The 13,370-nt window shown below is 47.5% G+C and carries 7 protein-coding genes and 1 tRNA gene; 2 read left to right on the plus strand and 6 right to left on the minus strand.

All coding sequences use genetic code 11. The features are described from left to right. The first annotated feature begins 5 nt into the window (after positions 1–5). Both AC6H3C_RS17215 and AC6H3C_RS17220 read left to right on the plus strand, forming a co-directional pair. A complete protein-coding gene (locus AC6H3C_RS17215) occupies positions 6–1,754 on the plus strand; it encodes an exo-alpha-sialidase (RefSeq protein WP_497516656.1) in 1,749 nt (582 codons plus the stop codon). 51 nt (positions 1,755–1,805) lie between these two features. Further along, on the plus strand, positions 1,806–2,903 hold the full coding sequence (locus AC6H3C_RS17220; RefSeq protein ID WP_497516657.1) for a glycoside hydrolase 5 family protein: 1,098 nt from the start codon (positions 1,806–1,808) through the stop codon (positions 2,901–2,903). Positions 2,904–3,003: 100 nt separating this feature from the next. Here the strand turns inward: AC6H3C_RS17220 and AC6H3C_RS17225 are convergent. The 6 genes from AC6H3C_RS17225 to AC6H3C_RS17250 all read right to left on the minus strand — a co-directional run bounded on the left by AC6H3C_RS17225 (position 3,004) and on the right by AC6H3C_RS17250 (position 13,347). Beyond that, positions 3,004–3,076: transfer RNA gene (locus AC6H3C_RS17225), tRNA-Trp, on the minus strand. 83 nt (positions 3,077–3,159) lie between these two features. Further along, positions 3,160–5,649 carry a glycosyl hydrolase gene (locus AC6H3C_RS17230; RefSeq protein ID WP_497516658.1) on the minus strand — a complete coding sequence of 830 codons (2,490 nt, stop codon included), beginning with the start codon at positions 5,647–5,649 and terminating at the stop codon, positions 3,160–3,162. Between the two features lie 27 nt (positions 5,650–5,676). Continuing rightward, positions 5,677–7,431, minus strand: coding sequence for an alpha-L-rhamnosidase-related protein (locus AC6H3C_RS17235; RefSeq protein ID WP_497516659.1), 1,755 nt, complete (start codon positions 7,429–7,431; stop codon positions 5,677–5,679). A 47-nt stretch (positions 7,432–7,478) separates the two neighbouring features. Next, the gene (locus tag AC6H3C_RS17240) at positions 7,479–10,295 is read right to left on the minus strand and encodes a family 78 glycoside hydrolase catalytic domain (protein ID WP_497516660.1); all 2,817 of its coding nucleotides are present in this window, start codon (positions 10,293–10,295) and stop codon (positions 7,479–7,481) included. Next, positions 10,292–12,094: a hypothetical protein gene (locus AC6H3C_RS17245; RefSeq protein ID WP_497516661.1), complete on the minus strand. Its 1,803-nt coding sequence runs from the start codon at positions 12,092–12,094 to the stop codon at positions 10,292–10,294. Before AC6H3C_RS17245 ends, AC6H3C_RS17240 begins: the two co-directional genes overlap by 4 nt. 59 nt (positions 12,095–12,153) lie before the next feature. Then, positions 12,154–13,347, minus strand: a complete 1,194-nt coding sequence (locus tag AC6H3C_RS17250) for a glycosyltransferase WbsX family protein (RefSeq protein ID WP_497516662.1) — start codon at positions 13,345–13,347, stop codon at positions 12,154–12,156. Positions 13,348–13,370: the final 23 nt, after the last annotated feature.

The following is a 13,370-nucleotide window of genomic DNA, read 5'->3' on the forward strand; positions in this document are numbered from 1 at the left end:
TATCGATGTCTGGAATAATTCTATACCTGGCTTTATGTGTGTTTGCGGGTGGATGTAAAAAAAGTGACGAGCCGGCAGAGCCATACGGCGCCCGCACCGGCGATCCGGTTGAAGGAATCCGCATCGCCTGGGATTACAGTTCGATGCAACGGCTGGCACCGCAAGGCAACAGGGTGTTAAGTTGGGTAGGCTACCCACGTGTCCGCAGGTTAAATGACGGACGCCTGATGGCCGTTTATGAAACACAAGGCAACGGCGAACTGGTGCAAAGCGCCGACGACGGGAAAACCTGGAGCCAGCCGGTTATCACCTTCAAACAACATCCTTATACCAACGATCGGGGAGAAACAACCGAGGTTAACATTGCCAACACCGAGTTGATCCAACTGGCTAATGGCCACCTGGTGATGGCTTGCAACTATCGCCCCGCAAAAGACGAAATTGCTCCCTTTGCCATTGCCGTTCGGCGCAGCAGCGATGGCGGGCAAAACTGGACCGAAAGTGAAGTGATTTATGAAGCCGGCCCACGTTTTAAAGACGGCTGCTGGGAGCCTGCTTTTTTGCAATTGCCCAACGGCGAACTTCAGGTGTATTTTGCCAACGAAAATCCTTTCCGCACCTCCGACGAGCAAAACATCTCCATGATGCATTCGTCCGATAACGGAGTCAGTTGGAGCGGGGAAATCAAGACCGTCTGTTTTCGCGAAGGACGGCGCGATGGCATGCCGGTTCCGCTGCTGGTTAATGATGAAATTATTGTAGCCATTGAGGACAATAAAATCGGACAGTTTAAGCCTTATATTGTCAGGACTAAAGTTTCGGAAAACTGGGAAACGCCGGTTTTGGCCAGTTCTCCTTACCGGGAATCTGCACTTAAAGAACCGCTCCCTGATCCTGTTTATGCCGGGGCGCCTTACCTGATGAAACTTCCCTCGGGCGAAACGGTCCTTTCGTATCAAACTACCGGCGGACGAAGCGCCGACTGGGAACGCTCCACCATGGAAGTGGCTGTCGGCGATAAAACCGGGCGCAATTTTACCAAACTGAGCAGGCCTTTTGCAGTTCCGCTGGACCGGGAGGCCAAATGGAATTCAGTTTCATTGTGGGACGAACATACCGTTGTTGCCGCGGCTACCACCAGCTTTCGGAGTCCAAACTGTGAAGTATGGATCATCCGGGGACACATCATTCCGGAACTGGAAGCACAGCAGGGAACTATTTCAACCGATGGAATTTTAACCCAGCCTGAATGGGGAAACGATTGGCCTGTTTTTATCGGGCACCTGCGCGAAACAAACCTTCGGGCCGGCATCAGGCAAGATGGCGATAAGTTGTATGTGGGTGTTGATGTGAATGACAAACAGTTGACTTCCGACTCGAACAATATGCTCCGTGCCGACGGGGTGTATCTGTATCTGGATGCTAACAATCAAAACCTGCTGGAGCCCGGCGAGGGTTTATTCCGGTTCTGGTGTAATTATACGGGCGAAACAAAGCTGGAAAAAGGAGACCGGGGAGAATGGAAAAGCATGGCGCCAGATCAGGTAAAGGCTGTAGCCAGGATAAAATCGGCTACCGGTTACCAAATTGAGTTTGAAGTTCTGTTTGATGCCATTCAGAAAGACAAGCATTCGGATTTTCGAATTAACTTTGGCTTGGTTGATTACAGGCAGCATGAAGGCATTCAGGAAGAAAATCTGGCCAATTCAGTTTCTGAATCATCAAACACCTGGTGCCGGGTTACCCTGCAATAAACAAAAGTGAAGCTAAATAATAGCAATATTCAATTACCATTAAATCAAAACATGATGAAAAAACAATCATTTTTTATGCTGCTGGCCGGTGTACTGCTTTTGGCGGCTTGTCAGACAAAGACGAAACAAAATGAGCAAACAACCGAAGAACTGTCAGCGAAGATCTGGACCATCGGGCAGGCAAAGGCCTGGGGCGATGAACATGGCTGGTTACGGGGATGCAACTTTAATCCCAGCACAGCTATCAACCAGTTGGAAACCTGGCAGGCCGAAACCTTTGACCCGGAAACTATTGACCGCGAACTGGGCTGGGCCGAAGAAATTGGCATGAACTGCATGCGGGTGTACCTGCACCACGTAGCCTGGGAAGTAGACCAGGAAGGTTTTAAAGACCGTATGAACCAATACCTCAACATGGCCAACAGCCACGGAATTAAAACCATTTTCGTGTTTTTCGACGATTGCTGGAATGCCACTTACCAGGCCGGCAAACAGCCCGAGCCCAAACCAGGTGTTCACAATTCGGGCTGGGTGCGCGATCCGGGTGACTTGCTGCACGAAAAACCTGAATTAATCAGCACGCTCGAAGCGTATGTGAAAGATATCCTCACTTCGTTCAAAGATGACCGGCGGATTGCGCTGTGGGATTTGTACAACGAACCCGGGAATTCGGGTTATGGCAACAAATCGATGCCGCTTTTGCAGAAAGTTTTTGAATGGGGATGGGAAATTCGCCCTTCACAACCTTTGTCGGTAGGCGTTTGGAACCTTTCCCTGTCTGATTTGAATAAATTTCAGGTGGAAAACTCCGACATCATTACTTATCACAATTATGAAGGGCCCGAAAAACACCAGGCAGCCATTGATTCGCTGAAAGCTTACGGTCGCCCGATGGTCTGCACCGAATACATGGCCCGCCGCAACAACAGCCTGTTCCAAAACATCATGCCCATTCTGAAAAAAGAAAATGTAGGCGCCATTAACTGGGGACTTGTAGCGGGAAAATCAAACACCAAATATGCCTGGGATGAGCCCATCGCGGATGGCTCGGAGCCACCACTTTGGTTTCACGAAATCTTTCATCCCGATGGAACGCCATATAAGCAAGAAGAAGTTGAGTTGATTAAAAGTTTGACTTTGGGTGAGTAACCAGCCTGATCCATTTAATTGTTTGTGTTCAGGATCTGAAGCTAATCTGCCAGCAAATGACCTGCCCAACATAAAAAAGCTGCCCTTTTGGGCAGCTTTGCACGGGAGGAGCGACTCGAACGCCCGACACCTGGTTTTGGAGACCAGTGCTCTACCAACTGAGCTACACCCGTGTTTAAATGCGAGTGCAAATATAGCAATAAGTTGTAAACTACCTAAAAAATATTTATCAATTCTGACGATTTTATTTGGACTTTTAACCCGGACTTGGTGTTTCCTGAAGAATAACAACAGGCCCCAATAAGCCCGATTTCATCAACGGAGAACCTGCACGATAAAACCGGAAGGTGGTAAACGTATACCGGCCGCTTGTCCTGGGATTTCCCTTGAGTAACCATTCCGGCCACTGCCCGTTAACAATTCCTTCATCGGTACGAAAAATGCAATCGGCGCTGATTTTTTCTTCTTCCCGGTTAGCAACAAAGTAAACCTCAGCCTGATCGAGATGCTTGTGTGTATACCTCACCGGTCCATTACTTTGAAAGTCTTCTTTAACTCCAATTTCCCTCAAAAGCGCAGCAGTGGCATCATATGCCGGATACAACTCATTATCAGCAAACTCAGAAAGGCTTCCTCCCCAATAGATCTTTCCTTTTCCATACCCTCGGGAAGTTACTTCTGCCGGAGGGGTTACAGTGCCCCAGATCCGACCGGCAGTCTCCCGGACCTGTTTGTCACAGTCGGGATAATTGGTTAAACCGGGTGATTTTACAGGTGGAAGTCCGGTTACCCAGGCTCCGGCACGAACCAGCTCCTCAATTTTTGCAAGTAACTCAGGGGTCATGGTTTTTTGGGCTGGAAGTACCAACAGGTGATAAGAAGCCCCTCCCGGAAATACAATTTTATGGTTCTCAACCGAAGCATTTGCCAGCATTAATGGTGAGCAGCCGTCAAAGTTATATCCTTTCCGGTCGGGAATCGTGTCGTTTCCGTCCATCGCCGAATGTGGAGGACGAAAAACATGGGGAGCGCCCTCCGGGGTCAGGTAAAGTACATCAGCAACGGTCTGGCCCTGTTGTAATACAAATGAACAGCGGGAAACATACTTGTGGTAATCCTGAACCATGGGCCACCAGGTTTGTCCCCGGTCCCAGTGCACGCCGTAAGGGCCCATCGTCATTCCCGGACGGCAATGCTCACCAAGCGACTTATGGGCAAAGGTATGATAGATAAACTTGTTGATCCCTGTTGCAAAAGCCCAATCTCCCTGATTTTTCAATGTAGCCGGACAGGCCGTGAAACCTTCACGTCCGTAATCAGCGGTGAAGGCTTCAGCAGCAACCTCCGGCCTCCCCATTACATGGGCAATCGAAGTTGCTTCAATACATCCGAACGACGAATTAAAGCCAAGGCCTTTCAGCCAAAACTCGCAACTCGGCACATCAGCAACCGCACCCAAATCAAGGTCGGCACAGGGATTCATATCATAGGGCTGAACAGATAAACGGAGGCCGTAACGCCGGGCCATTTTTTTAATGTAACCGGCATGATTTTCCAGTACCAATTCCTGAGCGGTAAGGCGCAGATCCCAAAGGAACCTTTCGCTCTGTTCAACACTCCCGACAACCTGACCGTTGTATACCGGAAGGAAAGGAAGCGGATCGTAGGCTCTTCGGGTTTTAAATTCCTCGCGAAAATTGTTGCTCCAGTTCTGAGCGCCCATCTCCCAGCTATCCATGTGCAAACGAAACAGGCCCCCATCCATTGAGGCTTTTGTGAAGCCTGACTTTGCAAACAGTTTGCCTATAAAGGCATCAAAATGGTTTTTAAAGGCGACTGTGTCAAATTTATCGCATTCAAACCCGATTCCCGGGTAGGGAGCCGGCCGGGTGACCGCACCATTGTTTCGCATTCCCAAACGGATAATGGTCCATTTTCCTTCCGGGACGTTCCAGTCGAGTGTTCCGTCTGCCTGAAGTTTCGATGTTAAATCAACTATTTCTGCCAGATCTACTGCTGCCAAACCCGCCTGATCCGAAGGATAATCGGGTTCCGGAAGATAGGGTTTAACGCCAGCCATCGACGTGTAGGGAGCTCTCACAAAAAGCGCTTTCTCATCGATATCTGCAATTTCAGCAGCACTTTCCGGTGTCGGATATGCCAACACGGCCACATCCTGATAATAAGCATCCCGGTGTTCCCGAAGTTCGGGAGTCAGTGTGCCTTCACCAAAGAAAGGCCTCTTTGGAGTAGGTTTAGGCAAAACCAACTTTTGCACCGAAGGACCGCGCAACTCAACCGAACTGCTCACCAGGTGCCGCATCGACTCTTCGGCCTTCACCCACGGTCCGCCACTCCCTGTCCAGCCCGGGCCAACACCCAGGGTAAGGGTTATTCCGAGACGTTTGCTTTCTTTCATCGCATGTGCAAACAACTCCTGCCACTCGTCGCTCAAAAAATCGACTTTACCTCGTGGTACGCCAACGTTCACTTCCAAAAAAAGAACATTACCAATCCCCGCTTCCTTCATCGATTCCAGGTCGGCAGTCATGGCCTCGCGCGAAAGATTACCGTCCATAAAATACCAGTAAACACCCGGACGGACAGAGTCGGGAGGATTTACGAATGACTTTTTCATATCCTCCACCGTAATGGAAAAACGGCTGTTTTTCTCTTTATGGGGCTGAATGCAATGGTTCAAACCCAGTATGAACAGCAACAAAAATGCAATTAATCTGGCTTTCATAGGTTTAGGTTATAGACAGATGTAAACTTACCGAATAATTTTAACTCCTTTCGGCGCTTTCACCGATGTTACGATTTTCCCGTCTGCATTCTTCCGGTGTTTAATTTCGATGATACCCTGTGGCGTGGGGAATGTTCCTTCCACCCAGTCAAGGTCCCCTAAGTGCGGTTCAATTTTGATTTTTTTACAGCCGGGTTCAAGCACATTTACCCCCAAAACGTACCGGGTCAGCCAGGGTGTAGGACCCGCTGCCCATCCGTGGCAAAGGCTGTGGCGGTAACTTTTGTAACAGTAATCACCGTAAGCTCCATGCACATCAACTTTGCCTTCGGGGACAATTTCATCGATCCGGGAAGCATTTTCCTTCCATTCAATATTGAAGTCTTCCCAAAAGGTAGTTGCCCCAAGATCGAGCATACTGCCCCAATATTCGCGGATATTGTCGATTGCTCCCTGATAATCGCCAGCTTTCGCCCTGGCATTCAACATATAGTAGCCATAAAAAGTCGACATTTGATGTACGCCTCCTTGTGCCAAAAGCTCTGTATTTGATTTTTCAGCAGGAACCAGGCCGGACAAGGCCAGCAATGCAGCAGCCTGTTTCGAATGATTGAAGTCAGGAACATGTTTCTTCAACTTTTCGACTGTTTCGCGACAGAAAGCGGCTGACTCCGGATCTCCAAGGATACGAAGCAACTCGTCGCCTGCTTCAAAGGTCATCACCATCATCGACTGCAACCCGGCATGAACCGCCCCGGGGTTCTCACTGGATGGCCAGTCCATAAAACGGTGTCCATCGAGAATCTCCTTCCCGTCGGCATCAATTTTTACAGCCAGGTGTTTCAACAAGGCTGTCAGGTAGCTCTGCTGTTCTTTCAGGTAGCCGAGGTCGCCATGATAAACATACCAGTCACGGTGAATCAACACCCACCACATCGAGTAAGAACTGATTCCGTTCATCCAGTTGGGCAGGGGCGTCAGGTCGCGGGCCAGATCGAGGCTTTTGGGAACCACGCTCTGATACCCGAAAACCGTATTGACGGTCATTACTTCGGGATGAAGATCGCCAACCCACACCAAACGATCGCGCTTGATTCCATCCCAAAGGTAGTTTTGCATGTTCAGGTGCACCGTATAGGCGCCCGTCATCCAAATCCGGCTCAACCGTTCATCATTACAGGTAAACGAGCCCAGGTAAGGGATATCGCGATATTTAAAAACGGCATTGATTTCCTTGATTTCAATTTTTGTACCCGGGTCAACCAGATCGATGCGGACAAAACGGAAACCGGTGTCGCCCACTTCGATGCGGCCAAGCCAGGGTAACGTAAGCACAAAATCGCGCATGGCATGGTCGTTGGTGGCCCCGTTCTCAGCAATATCGCTCATGGTTTCTGCTACCGATTCGCCAAAACGGATCCGGATCCGGCCAGCCGGATTGGAGTTGCTGATGGTGGTTACAATTTCCAGTCCGCCATGAATTTCACAACCAAAATCAAGGACAATTCCGGGAAACGATTCTTCTGAACTTATCAGAGTTAAATAATCCCCCCGATTTAAATCGGCCTGACCGATGCCGGGTTTCAAAATACTTTCAGCATGGTAAACCTGATTTCCGGTTTTATCGGAAGTCCAAACGATGCGTGTTGGCGTTAAATAGGTTTGGCTTACCTCGGCAGAACGAATCTGCTTGTTGGCAGAATTCAATACGGGAGGTATTTGGGCGAAAATTCCTGTAGTTAAAATCTGAAAAAATAAAATTAGGACGATTTTGTACTTCATATCAATCATTTTATATCTGTGATTTAAAAACTGTTTCAACGATCAATTCAATCACTAATCTGAATAGTAAAACGACCTGATGGAAAATGATACAACGTTTTACTGCCTGTTATTCGGGCCACAGTAAAAATCTTTTCGTTCAACAGATCATTGTTAACTATCAACGTTTTCGCATTGGGCAAGGCTACCAAACCGGTTGAATTCGCAGGAATTTCGATCTGCCACTCCATAGCTTCATTTTTTTGTTTCCAGTTGCTAACAATCGTTCCATAAGGTGATTCGATTGAGGCTTTGGCCCAATCCATCAAATCGGTAAACAAGGGATCAAACCGAATTACTTTAAATCCATACCCGGACGAATCAGGGCGAATACCTGCCATATCTTCAAAAAAACAAATATCATAACCGGCTTGCATCGGATGGTTGTGCGAAGCTTCCCGGGCACTTTCCTCACTATCTTTACTAACCGGCAGCGTTTCCCACAACGATGTTGCATTGGCTTCATCCCACATTCTGGCAAAACTGTTCTCACCGGTTTTTGTAAACAGGTTAAAGGCAGCCTCTGCCTGACCATAACGGGCCAGCATACTGCCAATCCGGCCGATCCCAAATATTCCGCAGTTCATAAAACCATCGTGCTTTTCGGTCATGTTGCGAACAACCGCCTTGGCCACCGCATCTTCATCACCTTGAGGAACCAGTCCAAAATCGAGCGCCATTACATCAGCAGTCTGGCTGCCAAATGTTTTTTCTGAAGCATTGTACATGATTGAAATCATTTCACCTGCAATCAGTTTCTTTTCTACGGCATATCTTTCGGCATCGGCCTCATAGCCAAGTAATCGTGCGGCCTGCTCCATTATACAAACATCGAGGTAATGAAAAGCGGTTGATGTAAATTCGATCGCTGTGTCGATACGGTCGTTTCCTCCCGGAGGACACCAATCGCCAAGCCCCTGATAAACAATATGTTTGGTTTCCCGGTTGTATTTTAATGTTCGTTCGGCGTCGGAAGCCAGGCTTGCAACATGGTCGGTCCACTGCTTCATGTCCGGGTAACAGTCTTCGAGAACAGCTTTGTTCCCGTAGTAAACATACAACCACCAGGGCAGCTGGACCAGCGCCGTTCCCCAGTCGGGCGAAGCCACCCCACAAAGGCGTTTCCCCGGTGCAATCATGTAAGGCAAACCGGATGGCTTTTCGGTAAAATAAAACCTGGTATTAAACCGTTCGTGAAACAAGGTATTTTTCTCAACAGGAGCGGCTCCCGAACGGATGTCATTCAGGTATTTTTCCCAGAAATTATTCATCTGCAGATTTACATTCGCCATTTTCACATAAGCGTGCGAATCTCCCAGCCAACCGCATTTTTCGCGGTCGGGGCAATCGGTCGGAATTCCGTGAATGTTACTGAAAACAGTACGCATTGCCAGTTCGTGCAGGCGGTTGATTTGCGGCTCCGAACATTCAAATGAGCCCGTATTTTCCAAATCGCTGTGCACCGCAACCAGACTTACGGTTGAAAGATCAGGTATTCCGTTAAAGCCGCCGAGTTCGGCATAGCGAAATCCGTGATAAGTAAAGCGGGGCATCCAACGCTCTTTTCCCGTACCCTTGCAGATGTATTGGTTCCCGAATATTTTCCCGTGATGAATCCAACCAAGCGTGGAAAAATCCAGACTGCCGTCTTTGTTTGCTTCTTCAGCCATTCTAATCCGAAGTTGGGTGCCGGCCGGCTGTTCCGCTTGCAGCAGCACAATTCCGGCAGCATTTACACCAAAATCGAAGATCCAGTTTCCCGACGCGTCCTGCCACCTGTCAACCGCCTGAATCACCTGCTTTTTTCGAATCGGATTTATCAGCTGGGGTTTCAATATTGGAGGAGCAGCTTTTTCAACCAATTGGGCCGGGTGCCAGGCTTCATCCTGAAAATCAGGCGAACTCCATCCCTCTGTTTCCTGCCTGGCATCGTAGGATTCTCCCAAATAAATATTTGATTTGATGACAGGGCCTTCTTTCCAGGTCCAGCTTTCATCGCTGGCAATGATGTCGTGCGAGCCATTGCTGTATGTAATGACTAACTGAGTCCTCAACATGGGCGGCCCATAACTAAAGGGAGCTCCCTGCCAGGCTTCATCCTGTGCAAACCAACCGTTTCCCGGCATCACCCCGATACAGTTTTCTCCATTACGAATCAGATGAGTAACATCCAATGTGCTGTACAAAGCATACTGTTCATAATTGGTTTGCGCCGGATCCAAAAAACGCGTTGAATCGACCAACTGCCCGTTCAAATAGATTTCGCCCGCACCCAGTCCGCAAAAATACACGATAGCTCTTTTTATTTCAGAATTTTTGCTTTCATTCGTTTGAAATGTTTTTCGAAAATAAGGCAAAGCAGTTTCTCTCGAATAGGGATAGGTGATCCATTTGCCTACCCAGGATTCGTCGCTTAACAAACCGATTGAAAAAGAGGCCGGCTCGCTCCAACCGCTAACATTTCCATAATTATCCCAAACCCGTACACGCCAGAAAAATTTCCCGGTTTCTTCCAGCGAAATATTGTCAGGTATAATGTTGAATTGTACATCAGACAACTGTTTCCCTGATCTCCACACATCAGGTTTTCCACTGGCGCACAAACTTTCTGAAGCTGCTATCTGGACCTCCCATGCCGTTTGTGCAACTCCCTGCGCTGTTGTTTTTATTTTCCAGCTAAACGAAGGATTTTCAATTCCTTCCGGGTTAAGCAGATTACAACACCGAAGGTCGTACACGTTCAAATTGCGGTTCTCCTGTGTACATGCCGAAAAAGTAAAAACCAATATCAGTATTAAGATCTGTTGTAATCCTGATTTATTCATTTTATTGAGGTATATATAAAGTTAAAACGTCCACCGGGAGCAACATCCCCGTTAATGTACCAGTCCAGCGGATCGGTTTCATCCTGCATATTGTCCGACCACTTAAATTCCAGATCGGGATGACCGGAAAGTTTCAGGAGTTGAAGCGAAATGGAGTACATCATCTTATTTTTACCCAGTTGAAAACCGATCTCAGCCACTTCTTTCCACTCTCCGTTTGAATATTCCTGTAATTTATTTCCTGCTGCAATCCGGAAATCATATCCCAACCAGCCGGTATTTTTATTCCTGTCAGAATCGATGTACAGGTTCATCCAGTTGCTGTCCCGTTGTCCTGACAGATCCTGTCTGGTTTGAGCAAAAAAATAAATACGGTTAGGATCATTCGTCACCTTCATCAGGTAAAAATCGTTTCGTCCGGTGATGTTGCTATAAATCCTTTCGGGATCCGATTCCGCACCCGGATGGTTCCGGGCTTTTGTATCGCCTGTATAATCCGTGTAATTCGGAAATACATCATCCCATTCTTTAAACTCCTTAATTGTTTTTTGCCCACTCGTTTTCGGAAGAGTATCCACGCCCTTGTACCGGCGAATGTTAGCCACCATCTGCATGTAATAATTATCGTTCAAGCCGGCTGTGCGTGTCGGTTCTATGTCGCGGCTGTATTCGGGATTGGCCTGATCGCAGAAAAACGAATGGTTGGGATTTCCATCCGGGCTCTTCCACCGTCCGGCAATCCATTCGTTCCATCCGGTAATAAAAATGAAAGGTGGATCTTCATTTAGCGCAAAATCCCATTGCTCCTGCACATTGTATCCATAAAAAATATCTTTTTCCGGGTTGCCATGCGAACCGTTTCGGTAGCTGCGCCCCCAGTTGTTCCTGTTTCCGTAAAAAGCTGAGCCTCCCATGCCCGCCGGCACATCGGGATGTTGCGCCACCGAAACATTTATAATCTCCTTCGCTCCTTTTGTGTTGGTGTAAACCTGCTGCGGACGTTTGAATTCAATCCACGGCCAACCGTTGGTTTTAACAGGTTCGTTGGGCCACTGCGATTCGCGAAAAGTAAAAAATGACTCATAATCTTTCCCGCCGGCTTCGCTGCTGATCCCAATGATTAATGGTTTTCCGTCGAGGTAGTACCAACACGAAGGATGATAATGCGGCGCTCCCTGCCTGTAATAAGTGTTGTAAATATTCTGCATGGTTTTCCCCGATTCGGTATTGGTGTAATAAACAATGCGGGGCACATGTTTACCCTGCGCCTGAATGTCTTTAATGGCCTGCATCAAAGCTTCCGATTGTTCAGGATAAATCAGCGTGTTGGTAGCATCAATAATGAGGAAATCAACCTGTGCATCAGTGAGCAGCTGCATGTTGCGCAAGTGTACCCAGTAATCGTCGCCCCGGTAATATCCGTATAAAGGTTTTCCCCAGAAATAATATCCCCCAACCGAAGTAGTTCCCCAACTCGGATTGTTAAAATTCTCCAGTACATCGGGATGGGCAGGAATAATTTCCGTTAAGTCCCAATACTTTTCAGAAGTCTTTGATGCCTTGTCACCCTGCCATAAGAAATAGAAAATACCGACCTGCCGGTTGGCTTTCAGATCTCCCACTTCTTCGTTCAAAGGCAGTACACGTCCCAACTCGTCGGTTCCGGCCAACGGTTGAGATACCGGGACATCCGAAGAAATGATAATTCTCTTTTCTTTTTCCTCTCCTTTATCGGTACATCCGGGAACCGACATACAATAAAAAGCAGTGGTAATTAGTAGTAAAAGTCGTTTTTGCATCGCCATCAATTTTATTTTATTGAAAAACCGAGACTTTCCATTGCCTCTTGCTTATTCATCTATTTTTTGTCCATCGCTTTTTTCAGCGCCTCGAGATATCCGTAGTTCCAGGTCGTGTCGGGCTCCAGGTAACTTCCTTCCGACCATTCATTCCAGGCATTTATCGTAATCAGCTTTGTCGTATAGCGGTTTTGATCAACAAGATCTTTTGCTTTTTGCACATAACGGCCAAATTTCTCAGGTGTTGAATTGCTGATATAACCCGCCTTAAATAAAAAGCGTGGATTGGCATCCCAACTTATCGTGACATTTGGGAAATAGGGAATAGAAAATTCCTTCAAGAAATCCGGCCACATGCCCGTAGAAGCATCTGCCCATTGTTCATAATCGCCGTCCGGATTTTGAAGATGCGCCCAGCAATAGTTGGTTAAACTGTTAAAACCAAGATATGAAAGCACCTGATCCTGGCTTTCAATACGATCGCCGGGTACGCCTGAAATCGACGAGGGAAGCGCCGACCACAAAATACCTTGTAAATGCAAGCCAGGGAAACCCGCTTCGATCGTTTTTTTCCTGAAATAATCAAAGGCTTCTTTGGTTTGTCCGGCTCCGCCCAAACCATCAATTAGCGTATTGAGTTCGTAAATACAGAATACAGGTTCACCATTAATCTTGTAATATGACCGATTTTTGAAATATTTCTCAATGACACGATCTACAATCACATTAAATTGCTCACGATCAACGCCCCCTCGCCATATCACCGAATCGAACGACGGGTTATCAACATCCCAGTAAGTAGTTGCATCATGGTTGGCCCACATCAGATAGAATTTCATCCGGTTGTTGTTGGCTCCAATAAAACCCTTATCCACACAATCTTCCAGGAAAGGTTCGCCACGGTACCAATACCAATCGAAAATAAAAACATCAACTCCGTAATTTACAGCCGTTTCAATTTTTTTGTCCATTACTTTCGGGTCGGCCTCATCAACATATCCCCAAAGTGGTACTTTGGGCTGCTGGTGTCCGTCTTCCTTCGACACCGCGTTGTAGATTATCTCCCACTCCCCTTTTTTGTCGGGGAAAAGAAATTCGGCTTTGGGTTCGTAGTGGTAAGCCGGCCAGTAAAAGGCAGCTACCGTATACTCATCTTTCGGTGTTACCTCCGGGGTACATGCCCCCAGAAAAACAAGTACAAACAGAAAGCATGAGCCGGTTATTTTTGATATCGCTAATTGTCGGTGTTTCATCTTCATGTGTTTTACGAATTCAG

The organism is Gaoshiqia sp. US2 (assembly GCF_059705485.1).